The 25906-nt window shown below is 33.8% G+C and carries 28 protein-coding genes and 1 pseudogene; 23 read left to right on the forward strand and 6 right to left on the reverse strand.

All coding sequences use genetic code 11. The features are described from left to right. Positions 1-39: 39 nt before the first annotated feature. From IGI43_RS11825 to IGI43_RS11835, 3 genes are read left to right on the forward strand one after another with little or no spacing between them, the layout of a single operon-like run. Entirely contained in the window at positions 40-2634 is a 2595-nt protein-coding gene (locus IGI43_RS11825) for a YfhO family protein (RefSeq protein WP_438757990.1), read from the forward strand. Further along, positions 2631-3602, forward strand: a complete 972-nt coding sequence (locus IGI43_RS11830) for a DUF5067 domain-containing protein (RefSeq protein WP_438757991.1) — start codon at positions 2631-2633, stop codon at positions 3600-3602. The genes IGI43_RS11825 and IGI43_RS11830 overlap by 4 nt, the downstream gene beginning before the upstream one ends. After that, complete coding sequence (locus IGI43_RS11835) at positions 3602-4339, forward strand: hypothetical protein (protein WP_438757992.1); 738 nt, start codon at positions 3602-3604, stop codon at positions 4337-4339. Before IGI43_RS11830 ends, IGI43_RS11835 begins: the two co-directional genes overlap by 1 nt. Positions 4340-4351: 12 nt before the next feature. Here IGI43_RS11835 and IGI43_RS11840 read toward each other — a convergent pair whose 3' ends face one another. Together IGI43_RS11840 and IGI43_RS11845 are read right to left on the reverse strand one after the other, a co-directional pair. Then, positions 4352-5668 (reverse strand): serine hydrolase domain-containing protein, encoded by a 1317-nt coding sequence (locus IGI43_RS11840; RefSeq protein ID WP_438757993.1) that lies wholly within the window; start codon positions 5666-5668, stop codon positions 4352-4354. 9 nt (positions 5669-5677) lie between these two features. Beyond that, positions 5678-6685 carry a serine hydrolase domain-containing protein gene (locus IGI43_RS11845; protein WP_438757994.1) on the reverse strand — a complete coding sequence of 336 codons (1008 nt, stop codon included), beginning with the start codon at positions 6683-6685 and terminating at the stop codon, positions 5678-5680. Between the two features lie 451 nt (positions 6686-7136). On the opposite strand from IGI43_RS11845, the gene IGI43_RS11850 reads away from it, so the two are divergent. Further along, the gene (locus IGI43_RS11850; RefSeq protein WP_438757995.1) at positions 7137-8333 is read left to right on the forward strand and encodes a multidrug effflux MFS transporter; all 1197 of its coding nucleotides are present in this window, start codon (positions 7137-7139) and stop codon (positions 8331-8333) included. A gap of 95 nt (positions 8334-8428) precedes the next feature. After that, positions 8429-8797 carry a NusG domain II-containing protein gene (locus tag IGI43_RS11855; protein WP_438758853.1) on the forward strand — a complete coding sequence of 123 codons (369 nt, stop codon included), beginning with the start codon at positions 8429-8431 and terminating at the stop codon, positions 8795-8797. A gap of 192 nt (positions 8798-8989) precedes the next feature. Here IGI43_RS11855 and IGI43_RS11860 read toward each other — a convergent pair. Further along, a pseudogene (locus IGI43_RS11860) lies at positions 8990-10240 on the reverse strand (IS110 family transposase). Between the two features lie 453 nt (positions 10241-10693). Here IGI43_RS11860 and IGI43_RS11865 point away from each other — a divergent pair. Continuing rightward, entirely contained in the window at positions 10694-11752 is a 1059-nt protein-coding gene (locus IGI43_RS11865) for a serine hydrolase domain-containing protein (RefSeq protein ID WP_438757996.1), read from the forward strand. A 10-nt stretch (positions 11753-11762) separates the two neighbouring features. On the opposite strand, the gene IGI43_RS11870 is transcribed toward IGI43_RS11865, so the two are convergent. Next, positions 11763-11900, reverse strand: a complete 138-nt coding sequence (locus IGI43_RS11870; protein ID WP_438757997.1) for a hypothetical protein — start codon at positions 11898-11900, stop codon at positions 11763-11765. Between the two features lie 169 nt (positions 11901-12069). On the opposite strand from IGI43_RS11870, the gene IGI43_RS11875 reads away from it, so the two are divergent. The 4 genes from IGI43_RS11875 to IGI43_RS11890 all read left to right on the forward strand — a co-directional run bounded on the left by IGI43_RS11875 (position 12070) and on the right by IGI43_RS11890 (position 14744). Beyond that, complete coding sequence (locus IGI43_RS11875; RefSeq protein WP_438757998.1) at positions 12070-12213, forward strand: putative holin-like toxin; 144 nt, start codon at positions 12070-12072, stop codon at positions 12211-12213. A gap of 214 nt (positions 12214-12427) precedes the next feature. Continuing rightward, positions 12428-13639, forward strand: a complete 1212-nt coding sequence (locus IGI43_RS11880) for an IS110 family transposase (protein WP_438757999.1) — start codon at positions 12428-12430, stop codon at positions 13637-13639. 190 nt (positions 13640-13829) lie between these two features. Next, complete coding sequence (locus IGI43_RS11885; RefSeq protein ID WP_438757323.1) at positions 13830-14222, forward strand: helix-turn-helix domain-containing protein; 393 nt, start codon at positions 13830-13832, stop codon at positions 14220-14222. A gap of 30 nt (positions 14223-14252) precedes the next feature. Next, on the forward strand, positions 14253-14744 hold the full coding sequence (locus IGI43_RS11890; RefSeq protein WP_438757321.1) for an AraC family transcriptional regulator: 492 nt from the start codon (positions 14253-14255) through the stop codon (positions 14742-14744). A 277-nt stretch (positions 14745-15021) separates the two neighbouring features. Here the strand turns inward: IGI43_RS11890 and IGI43_RS11895 are convergent, their stop codons facing one another. Then, a complete protein-coding gene (locus tag IGI43_RS11895; RefSeq protein ID WP_438758000.1) occupies positions 15022-15222 on the reverse strand; it encodes a hypothetical protein in 201 nt (66 codons plus the stop codon). 129 nt (positions 15223-15351) lie between these two features. On the opposite strand from IGI43_RS11895, the gene IGI43_RS11900 reads away from it, so the two are divergent. The 13 genes from IGI43_RS11900 to IGI43_RS11960 all read left to right on the forward strand — a co-directional run bounded on the left by IGI43_RS11900 (position 15352) and on the right by IGI43_RS11960 (position 24097). Further along, a complete protein-coding gene (locus IGI43_RS11900; protein ID WP_438758001.1) occupies positions 15352-15600 on the forward strand; it encodes a hypothetical protein in 249 nt (82 codons plus the stop codon). 31 nt (positions 15601-15631) lie between these two features. Next, a complete protein-coding gene (locus IGI43_RS11905) occupies positions 15632-15964 on the forward strand; it encodes a hypothetical protein (RefSeq protein ID WP_438758002.1) in 333 nt (110 codons plus the stop codon). Positions 15965-16074: 110 nt separating this feature from the next. Further along, entirely contained in the window at positions 16075-16257 is a 183-nt protein-coding gene (locus IGI43_RS11910; RefSeq protein WP_438758003.1) for a hypothetical protein, read from the forward strand. Between the two features lie 83 nt (positions 16258-16340). After that, positions 16341-16607 carry a hypothetical protein gene (locus IGI43_RS11915; RefSeq protein ID WP_438758004.1) on the forward strand — a complete coding sequence of 89 codons (267 nt, stop codon included), beginning with the start codon at positions 16341-16343 and terminating at the stop codon, positions 16605-16607. A 44-nt stretch (positions 16608-16651) separates the two neighbouring features. Next, positions 16652-16873 (forward strand): hypothetical protein, encoded by a 222-nt coding sequence (locus IGI43_RS11920; protein ID WP_438758005.1) that lies wholly within the window; start codon positions 16652-16654, stop codon positions 16871-16873. Positions 16874-17109: 236 nt separating this feature from the next. Continuing rightward, on the forward strand, positions 17110-17595 hold the full coding sequence (locus IGI43_RS11925; RefSeq protein WP_438758006.1) for a hypothetical protein: 486 nt from the start codon (positions 17110-17112) through the stop codon (positions 17593-17595). 32 nt (positions 17596-17627) lie between these two features. Further along, entirely contained in the window at positions 17628-18281 is a 654-nt protein-coding gene (locus IGI43_RS11930) for a hypothetical protein (protein ID WP_438758007.1), read from the forward strand. 191 nt (positions 18282-18472) lie between these two features. Beyond that, positions 18473-20710, forward strand: a complete 2238-nt coding sequence (locus tag IGI43_RS11935) for a glycoside hydrolase domain-containing protein (protein ID WP_438758008.1) — start codon at positions 18473-18475, stop codon at positions 20708-20710. Between the two features lie 133 nt (positions 20711-20843). After that, a complete protein-coding gene (locus IGI43_RS11940) occupies positions 20844-21461 on the forward strand; it encodes a hypothetical protein (RefSeq protein WP_438758009.1) in 618 nt (205 codons plus the stop codon). A 210-nt stretch (positions 21462-21671) separates the two neighbouring features. Continuing rightward, positions 21672-22037: a hypothetical protein gene (locus IGI43_RS11945; protein WP_438758010.1), complete on the forward strand. Its 366-nt coding sequence runs from the start codon at positions 21672-21674 to the stop codon at positions 22035-22037. Positions 22038-22234: 197 nt separating this feature from the next. Continuing rightward, positions 22235-22540 (forward strand): hypothetical protein, encoded by a 306-nt coding sequence (locus IGI43_RS11950; protein ID WP_438758011.1) that lies wholly within the window; start codon positions 22235-22237, stop codon positions 22538-22540. Positions 22541-22773: 233 nt separating this feature from the next. After that, complete coding sequence (locus tag IGI43_RS11955) at positions 22774-23034, forward strand: hypothetical protein (RefSeq protein WP_438758012.1); 261 nt, start codon at positions 22774-22776, stop codon at positions 23032-23034. A gap of 154 nt (positions 23035-23188) precedes the next feature. Continuing rightward, complete coding sequence (locus IGI43_RS11960; RefSeq protein ID WP_438758013.1) at positions 23189-24097, forward strand: AEC family transporter; 909 nt, start codon at positions 23189-23191, stop codon at positions 24095-24097. Positions 24098-24212: 115 nt separating this feature from the next. Here the strand turns inward: IGI43_RS11960 and IGI43_RS11965 are convergent, their stop codons facing one another. Continuing rightward, positions 24213-25730, reverse strand: a complete 1518-nt coding sequence (locus IGI43_RS11965) for a UDP-N-acetylmuramoyl-L-alanyl-D-glutamate--L-lysine ligase (RefSeq protein WP_438758014.1) — start codon at positions 25728-25730, stop codon at positions 24213-24215. Positions 25731-25906: the final 176 nt, after the last annotated feature.

The raw sequence follows: 25906 nt of genomic DNA on the forward strand, positions 1-25906 counted from the left end.
TCAAAAGATTAGAAGGTTGCAAGTAGGAGGAAGTAGGGCATGAAGATAAAAAACTGGCTTGAAAGAAAAGGTTGGGCATTTCTTTTAAGTGTACTTATACCCATTGGAATAATGGTAGCTGTTTATTTAACGATGGGCATTTATCCTACAAGCGAGAGAACTGTTTTGGCTAGTGATGCGTTGTCTCAAACATCTAATTTTTTTGCTAGTTTCAACAACGTTTTGCATGGTGAACAGAGCATTTTTTATACATGGTATGGCTCTTTGGGATTAAATTACTGGTCGTTTATGGCCTATTACATAAATGGGATTTTTAGTTTCTTAGTTGTTTTTTTTGATAATCAACATATTCCAGATGCCCTTTATTTTATTTTACTACTTAAATTTGGGGCGATCGGTGGTACGTTTTGGATCATGAGTGATCGTTTATTTAAATTACCGCAAATAGCAAAAATCATGTTGAGTATTAGTTTTGCTTTATGTGGTTTCAGCATTGCGTATTCTCCGCAACAAATGTGGTTGGATGGGCTAATTTATTTACCGTTAGTTATTTTAGGGATACACCTTTTAATGGATGAACGCAAACCAAAACTTTTGTTTATTAGTTACCTGCTATTATTTTTATCAAATTTTTATATGGCGTTTATGGTTGGTGTATTTTCATTTTTATATGTATTTTGTCGATTTTTGACAGAGCCCAAACGCTACAAAACGGCGTTGCTTCCTTATTTGCTTACTTCTTTGTTGGCCGGTGGTGCTTCAATGGTCACGATTTTACCGACTTTGCTAGATTTGAAAAATAATGGAGAAGGGTTGACACCAATCTATAGCTTTCTAACAAAAGATACTGATATTTGGGACATACCTGCTAAAACGATGGTTGGTTCATATGATACTAGTAAGTATGGGAGTGCTCCTTTTATTTATTTTGGTTTAATAGGATTGGTCTTTTGTCTCTTTTATTTTGTGAGCCGTAAAATTCAGTTACGAAATAAATTGATTTATGGTGGTTTGTTTTTGTTGTTGATTGCTAGTGTGTATATTGAACCAATGAATCTTTTCTGGCACGGCATGCATTCACCGTACATGTTTCTATTTCGTTTTAGTTTTCTAATCTCTTTTTTAGGACTTTTATTAGCTGGATTTGGATTAGAAAAAGTGACGAAAGATGATGTTAATCAATTAATAAATTGTATGTTGGGTTTGGTTTTGCTTTATGTCTTGATCAGCTTTGTTGCTAATCGAAAAAGATATGAGTATTTAGATCAGAAAACAGTACTGTTTACATTATCTTTAGCACTGGTATATCTACTACTAGGTGTACTTATTCAAAAGTGGCCGAGACGTATGATGCTTATCAGTGGTTTATTTTGTGTGATTTTTATAGGAGAACAATTTATAAATGCACAACGAATTGTGAGCGGAATTGCAGCAGAATGGAACTATCCAGATCGTAAGGCTTATGATGATCATTTTTCAGATATTCAAACATTGATTGATGTCACAAAAGAAGAAAATACAAGCTTGTATCGAGTGGGAAATGTTGACCCCACTTCTCGAAATGAAAGTTTTATTCATGGTTATAGTGGTGTTACGATGTTTTCTTCTATCCGAAATCGTCATTCATCCCAGTATCTAGATCAGTTAGGGTTCCGCTCGACTGGAACCAATTTGACGATTCAATATGAAAACAACACATTGATCATGGATTCATTATTAGGGATTAAATACAATCTTGCAAAAGAAGATTTGATGAAATATGGTTTTACAGCGAAGAAAAAAGCAGGGGCATACACACTTTATGAAAATCAATTTGCACTACCCTTGGGTATTCTAACAGATAAAGGGATTTACAAGAAAAATGCTGTGCAAAACCAAACAGAATTACTTCAATATCTTTCAGGCGATAACTCAAGTATATTCACTTTTGCTGAAGTCGAAACGATCAAGGAGAATAATGTCAACGTAGAAGAACAAGAAGGGGGCGTCTATTATTCAAGAACTTCTATATCGAATAGAGAATTGACCTATTCGGTAGATGTTCCCGCCGACTCACAAGCCTATCTCAGTTTATATGGAAAAGGATCAGGTGTAGATGTAATAACCAAAGTTAATGGGATCCAACATTTAGGAAGCTTGGATTCTAGTGGTCAATACTACAATTTGGGCTATTATAAAGAAGCGACAACGATTGATGTTCAAGTCGTATTTGCGGGTGAAAAAGTTGTTCAGCTCGTTCAGCCAAAAGCTATGTTTCTTAACAGCGATCGTTTTGAAAAAATGATGAAAACAATACAAAAGCAAGGAGTTCCTTTTGAAACAACGGGCCGAACTGCGGAAGCAAAAGTGAATTTGTCTAAAGAACAAGTAGTTTTAACAACAATTCCTTATGACAAAGGATGGAGAGCATACATCGATGGCAAACGTGTAGAAATCCCTACCTTTAAGGATGCCTTTTTAGCCCTACCAGTTCCTAAAGGGAAGCATACAGTGAAGCTTGTGTTTTTACCGGAAGGATTTAGCGTTGGACTGTCACTATTTATTAGCTGTATTCTTCTTTTTATAATATACAATTGGTGGGAAGTAAAAAGAATGAAGCGACAGACACTTTTAAAGAAGGAGAAAGAACGATGAGAAAAGCAACATGGTATTTTCCGATTTTAATGTCTATTTTTATTATAATAAGTGGCTGTTCCGCTAAACTATCCGATAAAAAAGAACCCTTTGAAGCAGACGGCATTGATTATCAATTTCAGCTCCCAAGTACTTGGGAACCAACTAAAGACTACAAAACCACGTACAATAAATCAGCGGTATTTGGAGCAAAAGATAAAAAAAGTAACTCTTCTTTATTTATTTTAGCCTCTCGCAAAGAAGAGGTTGACTTAAATGATTTTGGTAAACGAACACGTAAAGAATTAGCCAAATTATATAACTATAAACCAGAAGACATTTATCTGAAAGAATCTAAGGTTGGGGGCTACAAGGCCTATAAATATACACTTTATACTACCTTTGAGGACCGTTCTTATTGGCTTCATCTCTATTATATAGAAACTGAACATGGATTTATTCAACTGGATTTTTATTCTGCAGATGACGGGAATTATAAAAAACGTACGGCTGTCATCGATTCTTCCGCATACTCGATCAAAGAAGTAAAAGATAACGGACCAGAAAAAGAGGAAGACGAAATTGCCTTTGATTCACCTATGTACAATTTAAAAGTAACGGGTGTAATGGATTTAGCTGGTGACAAAGAAACTTCTGTTTATGCAATACGTTATGCGTTTACGAACAAAGGGGATAATGGAGATGTTACACCAGAAAAATGGAACGAGCTGATTCAAGTGACACAAAACGATCAAGTATTAGTAGAAGGAAAAGCAAAAGAGGACGAGCAAGTAGTTGATATTTCAAAGTTATTGAAACAAAGAGCCGAAAAAATTCCGACTGGAAAAACTATCGAGGCAGTCGTGGTATACACTTTGAAAGATAAGAAAAGCAACATCGAGCTCACCCCATCGAAAGAGATATTTAAAGATGCTGAATCTGTACAGCTAACACTTTCAACTACTGGTGGAAAGGAAGACGAAAAGTGATGAGAATAAAGAAAGGTACGTTATTTTGTCTAGCAACTATTGTTTTATTTGGATTAAGTGCCTGCTCTGACAACCAGAAGGATATTTCGATAGAGCAGGAACAATTTATTTGGCATGAAACAAGAGAAAAACCATTCGGACAATTCGATTATCCAAAAATTTCAAAAAATGAAGGCCTTTCGTTATTAAAAGACAAATTTAAGCTAAAGGTACCTACTCTAATCGCTCAATCAGAGACATTAATGGAAAAAGAGTTGGTCACAGATGAAGTGAAAGCTGATACGCCTGAATATACACTTTATGCAGAAGGGGATGAACTAAGGATAAAGGGATACTATCCTTTGGTAAAAGGAGATCAGTTAGAAGCGATTGTAGCAATAGAATTCAGCTATCAGTTTAATCAGAAAGAAAAAGAAGTTCGATTAAAAAATCAGAGTTTCACTGTTGTTAATGCAGGAGCAAGTGCTGAATTTCCTCAAGAAAAGTTTATTGAACTACTAAAACGTACAGTAGATTTGATTGACGTACCTAAAACAACTTCAGAGCGTTCTATTAAAAATTTTGAAAAGGAATATGAGCAGCCAGACGATCGTCCAGAGGGACAACGTGTAAAAGTCTACAGTAATAATGAAGAGATGGAAGAGAAAAAAGGGATTTCACAGACTATCATCGTAGAGTTTAATGGGCAAAAAGGAATGAGAGGGATTCAGGCGTTGATTGTGGATAATACAGAATAAGGGAGTAAGCTGCTAAATACCGCAATCATTGACGCTATTTTTTGTTAAAACTCTCGTTACACCATAATAATCTGTATAAATAATCTCTTTAAAACCATCTTTACCTTGATAAACAAAGACAAGTGTCTCATTGATTTTTTCTGTTTTAAACACAATACTGTTAGAATCAGCGTACACTTGTTTCAGTCTTAGTTTGTAGTGAACGTCATATAACTTAGGGACAATCAGAAAGAGCTCTTTTTGTGCAACGATTTCAAAAGAAGTAGAATCTGCTGCTTCATATAGCCCGATAAATTGTTCAAAAGAAATAGCTGATGTCGTTTTTATGGGATAGGATGTTAGCTTGAATGTGTTATCAAATTTCAAGTGTGCAATTTCTTTTGTGATCGCACTTACTGGGATGATATCAAGGTTGCTCAGAAAAATGATGGTTAATTCGTCTGTTTTAAATTGCTTTATAGAGCTAACAAACCCACTGATATCTCCAAAATGCTGTTGGCATACTTGACCGTTGATCTTAGCAATATCCCAGCCACAAGCATAACTTCCTTGATTAGGTGTAAACATCAATGTAGTCAGATTTTCTGGAATCAGTTGGTGCGTTCTAAGAGCTCTATCCCAAAGATATAAATCGTTTGTCGTCGAATAAAGGCCATACGCACCTAATGGAAATGAGTTGTTTGTCTGCGGTGTATGGATTTCCTTTTCCCAGTAACTATAATTCGCAGCTAAATTTAGAATAATATCTGTTTCATTCATACAGCCAGTATCTGACATGTTTAGCGGTGTAAAAATATGCTCTTTTAAATACTGAGCGTAAGTCTGTCCGGAGATCACTTCAATGATTTTTGTTAAAACTAGATAACCAGAGCTAGAGTAGGCATACGCAGTACCTGGGTCAAATTCTAGGGGTAAATCTTTAAATAGCGCCAACAAATCATCTAATGTCCAACTAAGCCGCATCGTAGTTTCCCAAAAATGGTCAAATGAAGCGAAATCAGGAAAGCCAGAGGTGCATGTCATGCAGTGGTAAATAGTTATGTTATCCCCATTTGGGAAATCAGTTAGATAGGTATTGATAGAGTCATTAACAGATAAAGCCCCATGATGTTGTAATAGTAATAACGCCATAGAGGTAAAAGCTTTTGTTAACGACCCTATTTGGTATTTCGTATCATCCTTGTTAGCAATTTCGAATTCAACGGAAGCTAATCCGAAACTTTGCTTCAAAAGGATACCCGTTTTATCTGCAACAAGTAAATTTCCATGAAGGTAGCCTTGTTGTTCATAGGTGTTTACATAGTCCGTTAATTTCGTTTTAAAATCCATCTGTCCCCCTCATTTCTCTACAAATTCATCATTTTCAAAAAACTGAGCAGAAAATGCTTTATGCATCGTCCAAACATCTTGCCCTAGATTACTCATGATCGTAATAGCTAAAGTTGAAACTGGATCATAAGAAGAGATAAACGAAACACCCGGATCGTGCCCTTGCATATAAGGGAAAGGGTGCTCATTTTTTTTAGCGATCCAAAAACCGTAACCATAATAATCAGAGGCTTGTGTGGTTTGCATCATATGGACTGCTTGTTTAGAGATAATCTTTCCCTGAGAGAATACCTGCCAAAAACGTTCCAGATCTTTTAACGTTGTAAAACAGCCACCTGCCCCAGTACCTTTGGCGTCTATACTATAAATATTACTGTAATAGTCCTCTAATTTCTCATCGTAGACATACGCATTTGCAACATTAGCCGGCAGTCGGTCTAAAGAAAAGTAACCAGTTGAAGACATACCAGCGGGTTCAAAAATAAGTTTCTTTAAATAACTGTCAAACGGTTGTTGAGTCAGTTCTTCAATGATCGCAGCTAATAGGACATAGCCCGTATTATTATATTGAAATTTTTCCCCAGGAGCAGCTGTCATTTTTTTATCAATAAAAAGGGGGAGCAAATCACTATTTTTGCGTATTTTATAATTAGGGAAATCTTCCCATAATTCAGCATAATCCGTTAGTTCGTCTTCATCGTAATAATCTCCGATACCTGAGGTGTGATTCAGCAGCTGATGAATAGTGACGCCAGGATCGATATTAGGCAAGGGATATGAGATGATTTGATTGATCGGCTGATCAATCCCAATTTTCTTTTCTTCAATCAGTTTCATGATGGCAACCGCAACAAATGTTTTGCTGCCAGAAGCTGTACCGAAAATCGTATCAGCAGTATTTTTTATTTGATTAGGAAGATCGCGATTGCCGAAAGCCTCAAATAATACTGGCTCATTATTTGAAGTGATCTGAATAAAACCACTGAAGTCTGGTGGGATAGATTGTTTCAAGTTCATGAGTATAGCTCCTTTAGTTAGAATGTTTATTTGCTTTTTATGTATTATGATAAGTTTATCATTAATTGATGGGGAAAGGGTTTGTTTTTTTTTTACTTTCTAGAAATAGTTTGAATTGACAAGGAATTTAAATGATTGGAGTCCTGTTTTTTTACAATTGAAATCAGATTAGGTTTTATGCTACCATGAGAAAGATGTGAAATGACCGTATAAATGAAAAGGAAGTGATTAGCAGATGGATACCTATAAATTAATATTGATTATGCTCCCGCCGCTTCCCGGAGATAGATGTTTTTTTTCAACCCTTTAATTTAATGAACTGGTGAAGTGGACTAGTTCCGACTGAAAAAGATAAAAATCGAATGAGTCAAAAAAGCGACTCAATCAATTTTTCCTATTTTCAGACGAGACTGAACAAGCCCGCTTCGCTTTTAATTTAGGAGGAACTTTCTTGAAAAAAAGCATCAAAACTCGTGTGCCATCGTTACTATTACTGATTGTTTTAATTGGATTTCCACAAATCAGTGAAACGATTTTTACTCCGTCGCTGCCAGATATTGCCCATGATTTTCAAACGTCAATGGCAAAGGTTCAATTAACGTTGAGTATTTATTTTCTAGCTTTTGCGCTAGGTGTGTTCTTTTGGGGCTGGTTGTCTGATTTTGTTGGACGACGTAAGGCGATGCTTTATGGCTTGTTGTTTTATGGAATGGGTAGTTTTCTTTGTTTTCGTTCAGAGACGATTGAGCTATTGTTAGTAGCTCGATTTGTTCAAGCATTTGGTGCTAGTACGGGTTCTGTCATCACTCAAACGATATTGCGGGAAAGCTATTCTGGCAATCAGCGTCATGCCTTATTTGCGCAAATTTCTGCAGCGCTTGCTTTTACCCCAGCGATAGGACCGCTGATTGGTGGTATTGTTGATCAATATTGGGGATTTAGAGCAGTTTTCCTTGTATTAGTATTAATGAGTGTGTTGATTTTTTGCTACGCTTTTTTACGTTTACCGGAAACGTTTGAAATAGATAAACGAGTACCAGTGAAATTAGTGCCTGTTATTAAACGGCTCTTAATGAATCCCAAAGTTTTGACTTATGGATTTTTGATAGGTGCGATCAATGGCGTATTATTTAGTTACTATGCAGAAGCACCATTTATCTTTATTGAACAATTTCATTTATCAACAGCAATGTATGGATTTTTAGGCATTGGTGTGGCAGGGGCTTCGATCCTAGGATCTTTATTGTCTAAACGGTTATTGCCGATTTATCAGCCGGAAAAAATCATTCTGATCGGAATCAGATGTATGCTGCTTGGAGCTGTTTTCTTGTTTTTTGTGAGTGCAACAACTATTTTGCCGGAAATGGTTCAATTTTGGTTGATGTTGATGGGTATCTTTATTTTGTTGACTGGGACAGGAACGGCGTTACCTAATTGCCTTAGTTTGGCATTATCCGATTTTCAAGATGTGATTGGAACGGCTGGCGCTTTCTTTAGCTTAGGCTACTATCTATTGGTTAGTCTATTTACATTTGGCATGAGTAGACTCCATAACGGAACGTTACTTGTGATGCCAATGTATTTTTTGGCTATCGGCAGTCTGATGTTGCTTTTAGCAAAAAAATATCTATTGCCTAGAAATAAATAGTGAGACTAAGACTATTTTAAGCATATGAAAATAGAAAACATCTGCGTAAGAAAAATTTACGTGGATGTTTTTTGACTCTTTATTATTAATGATTTATATTTACTGTCCACTTTATTAGATACTATTCAGTATTTACATTTCTTCCATGGTTCTTTTTAGAAGCTACTTCGAGTAGTTCCACAGGCGTACGCTATGCTGTAATTCGTATTCATGGTAAAGAAGTCGATCGATTTAACCTGGATGAAGTTAAAGAGCTGACAAAGACTTATTATCCAGGTAAAGATCAATATAATACTATAGAAATTAAAAATGGAGAAATTAGAGATAAGGAGGATAATAGTCCAGATCAAATTGGTGTTAAGAGAGGTTGGATATCAAAAAAAGGGCAAACAATTATTTGTTTACCCCACAGCTTATTAATCGAGATTCATCAGGACGGTGTTGAAGATTACTATATATATTAAGAAAAATTGATGATTGAGTCCTTGATATAACAAATATAAAAATCGTATTTCAAAAAGACTAGTGGTAATAAGTCAAGTTAAAGATCAGGAAAAATTTGATAGGAAGTGCTAATTTGAAACGCACTGAACTAGACCCGACCAAAAATCAATTTTTTTCGGGCCGATTCCAAGGATTGCGTCAATAACTAATCGTTATTTATCTATCACGCTCCTTGGTGGCATGTAGAGTTGATGGTTACGTAGTAGCGTATCCACCAGACGCACAAATTTTCTTGCAGTTAGTACGAGTGCTCGTTTGTGTTTATGCTGGGGTGTCTCTGAATATTTCTTTGTGTAATATGCTTTATAGTCGGAATCGTATTTTTTTATCGAGTTGGCGGCTTCAACTAAATAATAGCGCAGATAACGATTCCCTCGTTTAGCGATGGGTGTATGTTCATATTCAGTGTTCCCAGATTGATTTTGTCTCCAATAAAGACCGGCATATTTAGCGATCTTGGTTTCATCATGAAATCGTTCAATCTGACCGATTTCAGCTAAAATTCCTGCTGCGTAAACTGGACCAATACCAGGTATGCTAGTTAGGCATTGATATTCAGGTAAAACAACAACTAAATCATTAATTGCCTTATCAAGGTCTTTAATAAGTTTTTCGAGGCTGCGGATTTCCCTAGCTAAAACACCCAGAACAATATCAACAGATTCTTGGTGTAATTTTCCAAGTTTATAGGAATTTCTAAGTGCACTAGAGATAGCCTTAGCTATTTTTTCAGGGTTCTTAAATTGATATCTACCAAGTTTTTGAATTAGGTCTGCGAACTCCTCTAAAGAGAGTTCCGCCAACTGTCCCATTGTGTATTCTTCTGTCATGAGAGTAACCAATGTTGCACTTAAAATAGAACTACCTTCAGATTTTAGTTCTTTAGATAAGGTGTTACACTTGTAGTAAACATTCTCGATGAAGTGTTGTTTTGTTCGGACAAGATGTTTGATTAATTGATAACGTGTTCTGGTAAGGTGTTGCAGTGCTAGATACTCCTCTTCTCTTACTATAGAAGTTGCCTGGCGTTGGATACGAAAGTAATCGGCAATGTAGAATGCGTCAATTTTATCATTTTTGTTTTCTTCAAAAATCATTCGATACTTTTTGATTTTATCAGGTTGTTCTACAGAAACCGTAAGGTTGAATTGATTTAAATCATAATCTTCCTTGAAAAACATAGCAGGATGAAAACTATATAATGATGTGGCTTCCATACCAATGACTAACCGTTCGATCTCTAACTATTGAGAAAGTTCTAGAATAATCTCTTTGATCCTATTCGCTCCAAGTTGACTATTTTCAATAGTGGATTCGTTTAGAACAGACATGGTATCGTCGTCGGTCATAAAGCAGGCGTCTAGTTTTTCTGAGCTGACGTCTAAACCTACAAATAATTTCATATGGAAGGACCTCCTTTCATGTGTATTAGGAAATGCTTGGATACTGTGGGATATCCCAGAATCACGTTGCCTAACGACAGCCTCGCATAATAGAGTTCAATTCATTAAACTTCAAAGCCACACCAATCCCTACTAGGGTTGGTAGAAGTCAATGGACTCAGCTAGTGTGTTGGATGTTTTATCAACGGTTCGGGTCACAGTCTTTTTGGGGCAGTCGAGCTGCAGGATCAGTCAGTATTTTCCCGTAAGTCCTTTCCAAGACTTATTATTCAGGAATATCCTACAATATCCAAGCTTTTTTAGTTATTTAAGTGAAAAAAATTAGGAATAGCCCTTAAGGGTGATTGAAGGAATAAAAGCTCCTTCTAAATATATATTACGAGGATCAATAAAGGAGATAGAACATTAAGTAATTTTCAAAATTAATATTAAATAAGAAAAGAGGTTTCAGAATTGATTAAAAATAGTTATTCTCCACAAATCAGCACATTATTGCAAGACTTTACTCAGAAACATCCTCAAGTTAATATAACTGTGGGAATGTTGAAAAAAAATAAAATAGTTTTAGATGCTTGGAATTCAAAGAATGAGAGTATTTCAACAAATTTATCCTATGATATAGGTTCAATAACTAAGCTTTTCACAACATCACTGTTGAGCAAACATCTCGTAGATAATAATATTGATTTAGATACGAATTTAAACCATTATATTAAGATCCTACCAGACCGTTTTTATCCGACAATCATGCAACTTGCAACGCATGCTTCTGGTTATCCAAATCAGCTACCATTCACTAAATTTGAAACATACAAAATGTTATTACAGTTAAATAAACCTAATGGTTTTTTACATGAGAATCCTTTCCATGGAACTTTAAATGAAGAAAAAATGCTTGAGATATTAAGCGATACGATTATTAAACCAAAGCAGTATAAATTTGAATATAATAATTTTGCTTTTGGAGTTCTTGGATACATACTAGGACAGTTTTCTCATCAAACAAGTTATGAAGCAATTAATGAGTTTGCTTTCAAAGATTTAAAATTAAATGAAACTCAGGCAGGAAATACTGTAAATATGTCTGGTCATGATAGAAGAAAGAATCCTACAAAAAATTGGAAATGGGATCATAATGATATTATATCCTCCGCTGGCTCTTTGGTTTCAACAGCCCGTGATCTCCTGCTGTTTGCACATGCTCACTTGCATAATAGACTGAATTATTTAGAATTGACTCATCAGAAATATACAAATGGCAATAATAAATGGGATATGGGTTTAGGTTGGCGTATTGATAAGAAATCAAGTGTACATTGGCATGATGGAAATGCAGGAGGATTCAGTTGCATACTAATGCTTGACTTAGAGCGTGAAACGGCTGTTGTCATAATGACCAATTACGGAATGTTAAATTTGAAGGAGCTGGGCTCAGCTCTTTTATCAGAGTGCAATAATTCTGAAGTCTTTGAAAAATTAATTTTTAACGGTGCCAATATACACTCTATATAAGTCTATTTTTTTAAACCTCAATTAATTTGTAAGGATCAAAATTTGAGAATACAGTAGCAGCTTCTTTGTTCGCTCCAGTTAAATTCACAGGTTCCTTTTTTTGAACTAAGAATTTTTTTGTATCAGTATTTTGAATAATAAATACCATAAGATCATCTCCAGTTCTATTGTGTCAATATGTAAGAACTATTCAAACGATTTTTACTAAAAAATGAAGTAAATAATTCTAAATATGATATACTAATCAGTGTAAAAAAGTTATGAGGGTGGCTACTTCCGAAAGGTGGTGGTGCTTATGAGAATAAGTTCTGAAGTCTATGAAAGTAGAAAGCCTTTTGTCCGCATTAGAAACAATTCAATTGATTCTAAGTTTTGGTATGTTTACCATAGCTTTGATTAAATTGATTGTAGACATGCTTAAAAACGACAAAAAACATATTAAGATTAGTTATGTAAGCTAAGGCATTGGCTTACATAACTATTTTTTTTATAGTTAAAGTGAAGAATAACTCGAACGGTTATTAGAACGATAAGTTCGTAAAAAAAACAGGGTGTCTTTACTATCTCTAATTGAATCAGTTTTTAATATGTTGGATCTACAAGATCGTGTAAAAGAAAGTGGAATCGGTAGAGCTAGGTAAAGTTCTTCAACTAATTAATGTAGGAGGATATTTTATGAAGTATGTTGCAGCGTTTGATATTAGTATGGGAAAAAGTTTTATGGTTTTATATGATGAAGAAAATTGTATTAATCAAGAGTGGATTCCGCACACAGTTGAATCGTTCATACATTTAAAACAGTTGTTTGCGAAATACACTAAGGTTGATTCAAACACGTTAGAAATAGTATTTGAAGCCACGGGTGTATACTCCAAAGCACTAGAGAGATTTTTTATGGAAGAAGGATATCGCTATACAAAATTGAATCCTTTGGAAGCAAGTTTTCAATCTAAAACTTTACGTAGTAATAAAAATGATAAAGTAGATGCTCATAACCTTGCTTTGTCTCATATGAAAAGTAAAAGTAATTTTTATAAAAAATCTGATCAAAAATATGACGAATTAAAACAGCTTTCACGGTACTATTCTGAAATAGATGAGGAACTTTCGGTTATGAGGGGGCGACTTCATAGTTGTGTTCAAGTCACATTTCCCGAATTAGAGCAAGTATTCACAACTAAAAGTTCTTTGTTTTTAAACATAGCACAGATATATCCACATCCTAATCTTGTTCTTAAGGATTCTAAAACCATTATCAAAAATAAAATATTAAAAAATACTAAAAAAAATCTATCTTCTTTTCGAGCACAAAAAAAGGCTGAAATGCTAATTACAGCAGCACAAAATAGTTTTCCAGCTGTCGATGAATTCCATCCAGTAATTTTACAAGTTAAACACTATGCCTATAGATATCAAGAACTTGTAGATCAAAAGAATGAAATTACGGAGTTAATGGATAACATAGCTCAATCATTACCTGAGTATAATGTTCTCCTTAGTTTCCCTGGAGTAGGCATAAACTCTGCAGTAAGAGTAATTGCTGAATTAGGGGATATTAGACGTTTTGATAATTCAAAACAAATAAATGCTTTTGTTGGGATAGATATAAGAAGATATCAGTCAGGTAAGTTTCAAATGCGTGACAAGATAAACAAACGAGGAAATAAGATTCTTAGAAAAATTTTATATCAAGTAATTATAAATATGATTCGGACAAAGACTATAGAAGATAATCATATCAAGGAACACTATTATAGATTAAAATCAGAGCCAATGAATAAATGTCATAAAGTTGCAGTCATAGCTACCATAAATAAATTCTTAAGGATATTATTTTATTTAATAAAAAAAGAGACTTTGTATAGTTATGAAAAAGCTATAGCTTAATAAATTTTTTGAGTATTGGGCTAGGTTTATTTACTGTACCCTTTTTACAAGATATATGATTTTACTAAAAAAACTTCTATAACGTGTTTAAACTTAGAAAAGATTGTTATAATAAATCTGTATAGGCTAGATATAAATAGTGAACTAATCTATCTAATTAATGAATACTTTTAATAAGGACAAGATAAATATGGATGATAAAACTGAAAATGTCAGCTCCAGGCAAATATATATTCGATTAATAAATAAAACTGAAGATTACATAGAAAATAACTTGAAAGAAGCAATATCATTAAAAGACTTAGCACGAAATGCTCATTTGTCTGAATTCCATTTCCATAGAATTTTCAAAAAATATTCTTCTGAAACAGTAAATGAATTTGTGACTAGGTTTAAAATGGAACGCGCTGCCATTTTTCTATGTGTTAATCCTAAGATTTCCATAATTACTATTTCTGTGGAATATGGATATAATGACTCTAGTTCATTTAGTAGGACATTCAAAAAACATTTTGGAATAAGTCCTGTTAATTACAGAAAACAGCAAGAATTGACAAGAAAAAGTAATTGGTTCATGAAATAATAGGTATATAAAAAATAAGGAGGAATTATTATGATTGAACCAATCAATATCACTACAGAGGAACTAAAAAACCAACGAATTATCTACATTCGATTTAGAGGAAGTTACGTTGAGTTTAGAAGAAAGAGTAAGAAGCTATTCAATGAATTATTCGATTTTGCTACTACAAATAATTTAATTGACCCTGACAAAACAAAAGTTTTGACAATTTATGATGATAATCCGTTCATTACAGATGAAAAAAATCTTAGAACCAGTGTGGGTATGACTATACCGAAAAATGCAAAAGTTGTTGAAAGTGGAAACATTTGTGAAACTAGCATTTCAGGAAAATTTGCTGTGGGTCATTTTGAAATGTCAAGTAACCAATATGGAGAAGCTTGGCAGTATATGTATCAAGAATGGCTCTTCAAAGATAAAGCTAAACCAAGAGATGCAGTACCATTTGAAATGTATATAACAGAACCACCTAAAAATCTAAAGGATAAGAGTTTTACCGATATTTACATTCCAATTGTTTAAAATAGGTTAAAAGGCAATAAAAAAAAGGCTAATTTCAATAAAGAAAAAAGACCACTTTTGCTATTGACTAATCGTAAGAAAATAACCGTTCATATCTTTGGCCAGATTACGGTTATTTAATATAATATAATTTTTGCTACCGTCTTAAACGGTTCTACATAAGAGGGATATGTTAGCGCATATCTCTCTTTTCATTTCTATTATAGCATTATCTAAGCTTAAATTCCAATAGCTAGGCTACAATACAATAATTTGCATTAAAACAACACTACTAAAGTCATTCATTAGTAGTGTTGTTTTTTAATCTTTCTTCTACCCATTCTAAAACTAATTGAAAATCTTCTTCAGTAGCGGTTTGTGTAATAAAATTTTTAGTAGCCGACTTTTTGTTTCTGTACTGTTTAGCTTCTGGATTTCTTTGTTCATAATTTTTGGATGCTCTTCGTTGGGCTTCAGTAGTTGAGTATTCATTTTCCATAGAAATATCCACTCCTTTATTTTTACATAATAACATAAAAATATCAGGATATCCACATATTTCCCTTTACAATATAGGGATATCCTGATATAATAAGTATATAAGATAAAGAGAGGAAGAAGTTTTGAAATGAAAAAATTAAGTGCAAAGTACACCAGTGAAATGGAGCAGGCACAACTATTGTATTCTGAAAAATATGGAATCATAGAATCAATGCGAATTAAGAACCGTATGGTTTATTACACTTCGTACCCTTCACAGGGACAAGATAAGAAAATTACTTACAAAATAACTGTTGATTTAGAAAATTTAGAAGAAATAGAGCGTACAGAGCTTAAGAGGTACTATAAGAAAGGTGAAGTCAATATGTGCTTATAACGCATATTGACTTCAGAGAGGACGATATAAATTGTATATAGAGTTAATGGAAAAGGAAAAACTACAACAACGAATGTTTTATGAACTAGAGAATTTAATTGAAAACTTACACTACAATAATCAAATAAACTTAGTCGAATATACAATCGCCCGTGATATTTTATGGGATTGCACTGAAAATCATCACTGCATATCATTAGAAAATAATATCGCTCAAGACTTTATTGATAATTCTGAAAGATTTGTTAGCAATTTACACAATGGATATGCAAACTTTAAAAGTGATTATCCTGATGTGGATGGTTGGGTACACGATGAAATAAACGATATTTCAGCGGACTATAGATGCTGTGCATACAATTAGTATTCTACAAGCCCCAATATAATGGGGCTTTAGAACAAGCACTGGCACGGGGAGTAAAGTGACCTACAAATGTTGATTTATAATCGACGGTTTTTGGAAGAGGTGAAAAGATGGCTATAAAAAAAGAAAACAAATGCGTACAGTCGAATTTGAATCCTAAACTACAAAACGAATTGTCTCACTTAACTAAGAAGTACAATAAAAGCGAATCAAAAATAATGGCCATTGGTTTGGAATTACTTGCTGAACAAGATCGAGCAGGCTTTGACATTCCGAAGCTAAATAAAAAGTGATGTTACTTTTATATGTTTTTCGGAAAAAGTGACATTACTTGAATAACTACGGTTTTTGGTACATAAAAGAAAGGATGATGACTTTGATATTTACAAAAAAGCAAAAGATACTGAAACTAATAGAATTAACTACCGACAATATTATTGTATACGAGGAAAAATATTTTTTAAATGAGCTTACTTTATCTGCAGTTAGTATCCACGATACTTTAAAAGAACACATTGTTTTTCCTTTGAGAGTAAAAAGTAAGATATTTAGTTTACTGGAGACAAACAATTGCCAAATAATTGAATTTGATGAATGGGTAAAAATCAAAGTAGAAAAGCAGTTTTCAGGGTTTTCTAAATAAAAAAAGCATGCTCTTAATAGACGGTTATTGGAAAGGAGAATATCATGAAATTTGTGTGGTACATGATTACTCATACGTCTTCAGATATCGATGTCGAATTATTTTCTTCAAAGAAAAAAATGAATAAAAGAGTTGAATCACTCTTAAATGAATTTAATGATCATTCAACTTCTCTAACTGTAAAGATAGATGATAAAGGATTTTCTGTTTACGACGAAGATGAAATGTTGATTACAGCCGAGGTTGGAAGGAAACGCATTAAGTAATTTTTGGAAAGGATAGAATGATCCTTTTATTTTATCCTTTTTATGTAAATTATGAGTATAGTCATAATTGAATTTATCTGGAGCTGATTCTAGTAGCTTTTTAGTGTTAATTTTAAATATAAACTAATTGTATTTTGTTAAAAGATACAAAAAAATTTACCAATTGAATTAATTATTAGTATATGGTATATTTTACGTTAGTAAGAGTTTGAAATCTACTAGAGGAGATGTTCAATATGAAAGGTAAAATAGTAGGCTTTTTAGTAGTCACTGTATCAACTGTATTGTTAGGATCAACTTTTGTTCTCAGTAAAGGTAATGCATATACTAAAAGTTCAGATAAAGTTATTATTAGTGAAGAGGTATCAAATATCAATTCGAGTAGTGACTCGGTACCTGAAAGTAGTAGTATCGAAGAAAATGACTCGATTGTTGATTTTAAAAATATAAATGGTGAGCAACTTTATAATACTTTTAAAGGCCCTAATGCTTCTGAAATTGTAAATCTGCTAGATCAATTTCATGTTGATTCGGATCGAGTTGTTGTTACTTCGTATGGAGAAATTCTAAGTGGTCAGATTGATTTTAAAGCAGAAGGGTCTAATAAAAGAAAGATAGATACTTCAACTTATCCAAAAGGCATAACTATTTACGACCTAAAGGCATTGGTTGAAACTCATAAAGATGAAATAAATGAGTTGTCTGAAAAAAACAGTCAATAAATTTATATAAATAACAAAAAAGGAGTTTAAAAATGAAAAAAATATTATTAGTTATATTATTGAGTCCAGGTCTGTTTCTTTCAAATACTCTAACGGAAGCTGCGGAGTATAAAGAACCCACGAAAGTAGCCCAGAGACCAACAGAAGACTTCTTTTTTCCTGGGTTAAAAGATACAGATAAAGTTGTAAGGTTAGAAAATGGAACGTTTATTTATGGTGAAGCTACGGTAGGAGAATTTGGATTAAGAAAAAACTTGTTAACTATCGTGAACAGTGAGACAGATCCAAATTCTATAACGGTTGAAACAGCTAAAAAGATATTAGAAACAGAAAAACCTGAAGATAGCAATAAAATATCACCTAGAGGGATTACTTCTTCTTTTAATTATGTGGGATTAAGACACGGTGGACATGCAGAAGGGCATTTTTCAAGAAGTGCTGGATGGAATTCTCTAAATACAGTTTATCAATCTACAGCCAATGGTCCATATCTACGGTATTATTCAGGTTACGATTCAGCAATGGTTGGTACTGCGCAGCAAGCATTACGCACGTTTTCAGGTGGATATGCAGGTAATTTTCTATCAGCAAATTCATATCAATACTTTTCAGGTATAAACACGATGTATACGTATTACGGAAGTGCTAATGTCCAATGGCAGGCGTATCAAATTATTAATATTTAATCCATCTAATAAATTATAATCATTTTTGGGCTCCTGTTTTTAAGGAGCTTTTTATATTGATTAGGTACCGGTTATGCATTATGGGAGATTTTGGGGAGAGAATCAACAGGTTAGATGATATTGTTCTTGTTATACTCAAATCATATTATTGCGCAGTGATATAAAGATTATAACAAGAAAGTGGGATATATATGGATCAAATGGTTTTTGAAACACAAAAATGGTTAAATAAAACTTATTCTTTTGAAACTGGTATGGTACCTCAAGATGGAAAAACTGGATGGCGAACTATTTATGCTTTAAGAAGAGCGTTGCAACAAGAAATGGGGATCACAGCTACCTCTGATAATTTTGGACCGACCACAGAAAAATATTTTACAGAGAAAGTGGAACCGACATTTAAAGATAGAGGTACACCAAAGGTAAATATTGTAAAGATTTTACAAGGTGGATTTTGGTGTAAAGGAATTAATCCAGGTGTTAGTGGGACTAATCCCTTAGATGGTAAATATACTAAGTATACAAAGGATGCTGTTTCAGAATTTCAAGAAAAGGCAGGATTAAAACCAGATGGTTATTTAACAGCAATGTTAATGAAAGCTTTATTGGATATGAGTGCTTTTGATCTAATTGGAGATCCGAAGATCCGATTGATGCAACAAGAATTAAATAGAAACTATAATGAATATTTTGGCTTACTTCCATGTGATGGAATTTATCAAAGGGATACAAACCAAGCGATTATTTATGGTTTACAATGTGAAATGGGCATGTTTGTAGGTTTTGCAAATGGTTATTTTGGACCTAGCACAACAGTGGGATGTCCTACGATTTACGTCGGACATCCAAATAAAGCGAATATCAAATTGTTACAGTATGCATTATATGTAAATGACGAATACAAAGGGCCTTTTGACGGAGTATTTACTCAACAGGTTGCAGAAGCAGTTCGTAACTTTAGAAAATTTATGAAGATTGGAGATGTAGAGCGAGGGAGTGCAGATATGCCAGTAATAAAGGCGTTGCTAGCGACGACTGGAGATACTGAACGACCAACGAAAGCATGTGATACTTCGATGCAAATTCTAAAACAATCACATGTAGATATCCTAAAAAATGCAGGATATAACACGATTGGTAGATACTTAACAGGAACCGTTGGAGTTGGTGCGCAAGAGCGACCTAAAAATCTTACCGTGAATGAAATAAATCTATTAAAGAAAAATAATTTTAAAATTTTTCCAATTTATCAGGATGGCGGTTGGTATTTAGAGTACTTTAAAACAGCAGGTCAAGGCTGGACAGACGCTCGTTTAGCAGGGGCTGCAGCAAAATCATTAGGATTCAAAGACCATACAACCATTTATTTTGCCTGTGATTTTGATGTTTTAGGTGATGAAATTCCGTATATTATTGCTTATCTAAGAGATGTAGTTGATTCTATGCGTCAACACTATCCAGAGTATAAAGTTTCTTTGTATGCACCAAGAAATGTCTGTGCACAAGCAACAGACCAGATTGTTCAAATCACTAATTGTTTTGTTTCGGATATGTCTTCAGGGTTCAGTGCAAATTTAGGCTATAAAATGCCAAGAAATTGGTCATTTGATCAGTACCATGAGTATATGTTACAAGGAATTCCGTTGGACAAAGTTGCAATGTCAGGTTTGTTTGATGTTGGCCAAAGTACATTTAACAAACCACAAAGTGTTGATGAAAATAACGTATCTTTAGATATTAAGGCAGCAAAGCAAGCAGAAATCGCTAATGAAATTGCTAATCGACTAAAAGCTTTTCGTGAAGTTGTAGGACTTGATTTTAAATCAGAGATTGAGCATACTGTTTATTTTGGACAAATCAAGATGATTTTAAAATTAGAAAATGAAATTTCAAGTAGTGGCGATGCAGATGCAAAATTTGTTATTAAAAATGGAAAACCCGAGGTTAAATTTGCTAATGAATTAGAGGAACTTCAAAATGCATTGGATATTGTGGGGGCTGATGATTCATTAGTAGAAACAATTAATCAGTTAGCTGATATTGCAAACGAAGGAGAAATCAAAGTGCGATTTAAAGCCGATTCGTTTACTGAAGTGGGAATGGAAATTTATTTTACAGGAACTTATGTAGTTGGGAATATTGATGGGCAAGATGTACCATATGATTATCAAGTTACTCTAGGGCTATTTGTCGATCCTGGGAAATTGCCACCTGGTATGAATGCAGATGTTGATCGGATTCAAGAGTCTATGAAACGAGTTGATGCACAATTAAGAGTCGCAGGTTTCGTTGGCTTAACAGGATTAGCGTTATGTGGTGGCTTTATTGTAGCATCAGGAGTTAGTTTTGGAACAGCTGTAGCAACGACAGGTACTTCTATTATTCAATCAGTCGCTAGCTTTTTTGCTACATTGAAAGTAGTAGGATGAGTTAAAGGAATGTAGGAAAACAGTTGTAGTGTCCACAAAAAGATATTTTTTGTGGACACTATGTTTTTATTTAGTCGCATTTTTTCTTATAAATTGATATTATTAAAAAAACAACTTTACAATATATGGAGGAATGGATAAATTGAAAACGCAAAAATATATTTTTGTAGTATGTAGCATACTTTTTTTTATGATAACAGGTTGCAGTGATCAGAGGCAATTAGAAGAATATAGAACTAAACTATCCAGTGTAGAGGAAGAAATAAAAGAGGATCAGCTGGTAGAAAACCACGATTTAGCTACAGAAAAAAAGGAATATGGCATTAATGAGCGAGTTGTCATAACAAAAGCAAATCAACCCTTAGTAGCATTTACTATTACGAAAGCAAGTAGCAGATTGAATAATCCTAGAAGCGATGTCATATATTCTGATGAAGTTAAACATGCAATAACAATTAGCATAACATATGAAAATATTAGTTACCCAGAACCATATAAGATGAGATGGACTCTTTTAAGTAACTCGAAAATAACTGACAATAAGAATGAGCTAGTAAATTTTGGTGGTAGACAAAACGATAAAGATATAAATAAAGGTGAAACGAACAGTATGACATTCTCAATAAAAACCAAACAGTTAGCAAGTAAAGTAGATTATCTTACATTTAAATATTATTATCCTCAAAGTTTATTGAGTGGTACCTATTCTGAAAAAGATTTTTTAATAATAAAGGTACCAGTTGAGCATTGATTGGAAGGTAGTTCTTTGTATATTGATTTTTGTTAAATATAAATAAGTAAAATGTTCAATAGAGTATAGGTTATTGATCATTTTTTGAACGCCGCTGTTATAGGATTGTTGAGTGTTCAATAGAGTTGCCCAAAATAAGTGAGCGATAACAATGAATGCTGACAAAATGTTTGTTAAATTAATCTTAACTTTAAAAAAGGAGAGATTACAATGTCAAACACCCAATCAATTCAACATGAGTTAGTTGTCGTAGCTACTACAAATGCAATGAGGTTTCCTGAAATCCAGTTCTTTTATCAACCATGTCGAAATACAAGAGATTATTCATTCTTATTTGCATTCGAGGAAGACGATTTAATTGTCAAAGGACTAAAATTATTTTCTAGAGGGTCTGTAGCAATTTGTAATTTGGAAACGAAAAAAGTAACACTGATGCAAGGAATATTTACGCTATTAGATGTCAATGAAGAGCAGATAGAAGAGTACAAAAATCAATATGAAGAAATTAGGCAAAGAATAAATCCTATCTTATTTGAATTTCAAACTTTAAGAAGAGAAGAATTAGTCATTCATTAACTGACTATTGAATTTGGAAAAGACTATTTTTAATAGATAGTCTTTTTTCTATACCAAAAACATTCGTTTTAGGTATAGGTAAATTCTTCGTTTTTAGTACAGTGTATTTTTTTAGGGAAGAGTTGACAATGTTTTAGAAAAACTTTATAGTGTACTTATAAAGTGCATATAGGTACACTATAAAGAGGATGTTGAATATGGGAAGAAAACGTGTTTTTGAACCAGTAGTAACAACAATGATAGCAGCAGATCGCGCTAATCATGCAGAATGTATTTTCTTTAAAGTTTCATACGGATTTGAGTTAGACAACCCGAATGCAGTTTTTAAGGTTCAAATGGTTGGGGATGGGTACATTAAGGGGAGACAAGCACCTTCTTACGGTGATAATGATTTTGATAAAATTATCAAGATAAGAGAGATCCTGAAACAGAGATTTGAAAGTATGGATAAACGTTTACGAGATATTGAAATTTCAGAAGAGGAAATCGAGCAATTACTTTAAAAACAAGTAATTGAACTAAACGAGTAAACTTTTTTACTCGTTTTCTTTTCAGCGGCGTTTCTATCAAAACTCAAAAGTATCGATCGAATAAAATCAAGCAATAGGAATCAGGATACTAAGCTATCAAAAGATACGATCATAATTTAAATAATAATAGGGCTGGCACAAAAAAAAGTATGTCAGTTTCTCTAAAATGTGCGCTTCCCAAAAACATTCAATTTTGGTTGATGTTGATGGGTATTTTTATTTTGTTGACTGGGACAGGAACGGCGTTACCTAATTGCCTTAGTTTGGCATTATCCGATTTTCAAGATGTGATTGGAACGGCTGGCGCTTTCTTTAGCTTAGGCTACTATCTATTGGTTAGTCTATTTACATTTGGCATGAGTAAACTCCATAACGGAACGCTACTTGTGATGCTATTGTATTTTTTGGCTATCGGCAGTCTAATGTTGCTTTTAGCAAAAAAATATCTATTGCCTAGAAATAAATAGTGAGACTAAGACTATTTTAAGCTTATGAAAATAAAAAACATCTGCGTAAGAAAAATTTACGTGGATGTTTTTTTATTGAAATCGGTGAGGAATAGAATTTATTTTGCTATACTTTATGTTACTGTTAGAACTAGATAAGTGAGGGGCGAGTTAGGTGAAAGAAATTTTAGTCCAAGCGATTGGATTTTGTTTTATGATATTTTTGGGGTATTTAATGAAACGGATTGGTTTATTAAGTAAAGCAGATGGTGGAATGCTATCTGTCATTATTGTAAATCTAACGTTGCCTGCAACAGTCATCGTTAGTTTAGCCAGCGTGGTTGTTTCGGGAACGTTGTTTTTTTTGTTGATAATGGGGATTATTATGAATGTTTTAGTGATTTTGATTGGCGGACGAGTGAGTAAAAAGCGTCCCGTTTTAGATCAAAAATTTCAAATGTATTCGATGTCTGGGTATAATATCGGCAATTTTAGTTTGCCGTTTATTCAAGGTTTTTATCCTTTAGCTGTCCCATTTCTGTTGATGTTTGATATTGGAAATAGCGTGATGCTGACAGGAGGGACTACCTTACTCATCGATAAAGTAGTGGGGTCAAAAGAAGAGACAACGCTAAAAAAAATTCTATTGTCTTTGTTAAAGTCTGCCCCGTTCACCGTTTATATGGTCATGTTGTTACTTAGGATTGTTCAAATCGAATTGCCTATAGAATTGTTGGGTATCCTAGAAATGATTGCAAAAGCAAATGGTTTTTTATCGATGTTTATGATTGGTTTATATTTTGAATTGAGGTTACCCAAAAAAGCGCTTCATTTAGTGAAAGAAGTGCTGGCTTGGCGCTATTTATGCGGTGTAGCATTTGCGTTATTGTTTGCTTTTGTAATCCCCTTAGACCCACTATTACGAATCGTTCTAGTCGTGCTGAGTGTAGCACCGATGCCAACATTTTCGGTGATTAATAGCGTTAAGGCAGGCATGTCAGAAGAAACCGTTGGGTTTACCTCTTCAGCAAGTATTTTAATCAGTTTGGTACTGATGACGCTTATAATGATGTTGATGGGCTAAACTAAAAGAGGCTGGAACAGAGGCTTATTTCCGAAAGAGGTGCTTCTGTTCTCATCGTTTGACCACATTTAGGGTGTGAAACAAAAGTGAATTGTACTTTTATTTCACACCCTTTTTAGTTTAGGATCAATTGTTCGGCAATCTGGAAATCACCTTCATAGAGGATATCTTTTCCACCGATTTTTTGATATAAGTCAGCCCCCTTACCGGCTAAAACAACTGCATCTTCGGGTAGGCTCAACGATAAGGCTTTTTTGATTGCTTCACCGCGATCAAGTACTGTTTCGATTTGGATATCTGTCGTGATATGGGCTGCAATCTCAGCACAGATGTCAGCGGGATTTTCATCAGCAGGATCATCTGTAGTTAAAATTGCAATATCTGCTAATTCAGATAAAACAGTACCAAAATCTTTACGTCTAGAAATCGCTTTGTTTCCTGTGCTACCAAGTAAAACAAGTAAACGACCCTTAGGATGTTCTTCTTTGACAAATGTGAGAAGGTTCTTTAAACTATCATAATTGTGAGCATAATCCACATAGACTTTTGCACCATTTTTATTTGTTAATAACTCCATTCGACCAGGAACGGTTGTGTCATTGATTCCTTGTCGACAATCACTACCTGTGGCGCCGACTAGAGCACTTGCAATAGCTGCACTCAATGCATTACCTTTATTGAAATCACCGCCTAAACGGACGTGATACTCACCAGAAATGGCCAGTGCATCGTTTTTTGCTGTGACAGAAAACGCCAATGAATCATTTGGATTGCTTTGATAGCTATAATCTGTATCTGCTGAGGCTTGATTGCCATAAACGATATAAGGTACTTCATGAAGCTCGGCAGTTTCTTTCAATAATGGAAAATAATCAGAGTCATGGTTTAAAATCATCGTTTTTGAATGTTTGATCAACTGGCGTTTGCAATAAAAGTAATCATCGAATGTTGGATGTTCAATTGGGCTGATATGGTCAGGTGTGATATTTAGGAAAATTCCTACATCAAAAAATAATCCATACACTCGATTCGTTTTATAAGCTTGAGAGGATACCTCCATAATGAAATGAGTCATGTTATTATTAACAGCTTCTGCCATCATTTGATAAAGATCAAGAGATTCAGGTGTTGTTAAATGTGATTTGAAAAACGTATGCCCATCCAAAGTAGAATTCATAGTAGACAACATCGCTGTTTTTTTATTTGTGGCGTGATCTAAGATAAATTTAGAAAAGTAAGCAGCAGTTGTTTTTCCTTTCGTACCAGTAAAGCCGATCAGTTTTAATTTAGTTTGTGGATAATCAAAAAAAGCCATACTTAAGACAGCCATTGCTTTTTTGATATCGGTCACAATGATACCTAATGCTGCAGGTACCTCATAAGGTTGTTCTGCTACATAAACGTCAAGTCCAAAATGGACTGCTTTTTCTAAATACTCAGATTTGAAGTTCATTCCTTTACAGAAAAATAGTGTGTCAGCTGTTACTTTACGGGAATCATAGGAAAGAGTAGTAAACGTTTTAGTATTCAACGAGCTAGGTAAGTCCAAAGACCAGCCTTCTGCTGAAATAAATTCTTTTAATAGATGTTCTTTTAGTAAACATTCACGGATTATTTCTAGAGAAATAGTCATCATTACGCCTCCAAGCAGTATCTAAATCAGAATGTAAGCTTTTTTCGAAAGAAAACTTTAGAAGTTCATCATACAATTTAAACGGCAAAAATTCAAGATGCTTGCTAGCAGCGAAAGAAAATATCAATAGAGTATTAAAATAAGATAGATTTGATTTTATATGTAATAACTTGATT

The organism is Enterococcus sp. AZ126 (assembly GCF_051714545.1).
Taxonomy (GTDB): domain Bacteria; phylum Bacillota; class Bacilli; order Lactobacillales; family Enterococcaceae; genus Enterococcus_L.

What these genes read in the sequence shown, in the direction of transcription:
- IGI43_RS11950 (WP_438758011.1), top strand. Translation starts at nt 22,235, where the DNA reads ATGGGAAGAAAACGTGTTTTTGAACCAGTAGTAACAACAATGATAGCA.
- IGI43_RS11925 (WP_438758006.1), top strand. Translation starts at nt 17,110, where the DNA reads ATGAAAGGTAAAATAGTAGGCTTTTTAGTAGTCACTGTATCAACTGTA.
- IGI43_RS11920 (WP_438758005.1), top strand. Translation starts at nt 16,652, where the DNA reads ATGAAATTTGTGTGGTACATGATTACTCATACGTCTTCAGATATCGAT.
- IGI43_RS11835 (WP_438757992.1), top strand. Translation starts at nt 3,602, where the DNA reads ATGAGAATAAAGAAAGGTACGTTATTTTGTCTAGCAACTATTGTTTTA.
- IGI43_RS11875 (WP_438757998.1), top strand. Translation starts at nt 12,070, where the DNA reads ATGAAAGTAGAAAGCCTTTTGTCCGCATTAGAAACAATTCAATTGATT.
- IGI43_RS11910 (WP_438758003.1), top strand. Translation starts at nt 16,075, where the DNA reads ATGGCTATAAAAAAAGAAAACAAATGCGTACAGTCGAATTTGAATCCT.
- IGI43_RS11890 (WP_438757321.1), top strand. Translation starts at nt 14,253, where the DNA reads ATGATTGAACCAATCAATATCACTACAGAGGAACTAAAAAACCAACGA.
- IGI43_RS11965 (WP_438758014.1), bottom strand. Translation starts at nt 25,730, where the DNA reads ATGACTATTTCTCTAGAAATAATCCGTGAATGTTTACTAAAAGAACAT.
- IGI43_RS11840 (WP_438757993.1), bottom strand. Translation starts at nt 5,668, where the DNA reads ATGGATTTTAAAACGAAATTAACGGACTATGTAAACACCTATGAACAA.
- IGI43_RS11830 (WP_438757991.1), top strand. Translation starts at nt 2,631, where the DNA reads ATGAGAAAAGCAACATGGTATTTTCCGATTTTAATGTCTATTTTTATT.
- IGI43_RS11930 (WP_438758007.1), top strand. Translation starts at nt 17,628, where the DNA reads ATGAAAAAAATATTATTAGTTATATTATTGAGTCCAGGTCTGTTTCTT.
- IGI43_RS11955 (WP_438758012.1), top strand. Translation starts at nt 22,774, where the DNA reads ATGGGTATTTTTATTTTGTTGACTGGGACAGGAACGGCGTTACCTAAT.
- IGI43_RS11900 (WP_438758001.1), top strand. Translation starts at nt 15,352, where the DNA reads ATGAAAAAATTAAGTGCAAAGTACACCAGTGAAATGGAGCAGGCACAA.
- IGI43_RS11825 (WP_438757990.1), top strand. Translation starts at nt 40, where the DNA reads ATGAAGATAAAAAACTGGCTTGAAAGAAAAGGTTGGGCATTTCTTTTA.
- IGI43_RS11885 (WP_438757323.1), top strand. Translation starts at nt 13,830, where the DNA reads ATGGATGATAAAACTGAAAATGTCAGCTCCAGGCAAATATATATTCGA.
- IGI43_RS11945 (WP_438758010.1), top strand. Translation starts at nt 21,672, where the DNA reads ATGTCAAACACCCAATCAATTCAACATGAGTTAGTTGTCGTAGCTACT.
- IGI43_RS11870 (WP_438757997.1), bottom strand. Translation starts at nt 11,900, where the DNA reads ATGGTATTTATTATTCAAAATACTGATACAAAAAAATTCTTAGTTCAA.
- IGI43_RS11895 (WP_438758000.1), bottom strand. Translation starts at nt 15,222, where the DNA reads ATGGAAAATGAATACTCAACTACTGAAGCCCAACGAAGAGCATCCAAA.
- IGI43_RS11845 (WP_438757994.1), bottom strand. Translation starts at nt 6,685, where the DNA reads ATGAACTTGAAACAATCTATCCCACCAGACTTCAGTGGTTTTATTCAG.
- IGI43_RS11940 (WP_438758009.1), top strand. Translation starts at nt 20,844, where the DNA reads ATGGATAAATTGAAAACGCAAAAATATATTTTTGTAGTATGTAGCATA.
- IGI43_RS11880 (WP_438757999.1), top strand. Translation starts at nt 12,428, where the DNA reads ATGAAGTATGTTGCAGCGTTTGATATTAGTATGGGAAAAAGTTTTATG.
- IGI43_RS11935 (WP_438758008.1), top strand. Translation starts at nt 18,473, where the DNA reads ATGGATCAAATGGTTTTTGAAACACAAAAATGGTTAAATAAAACTTAT.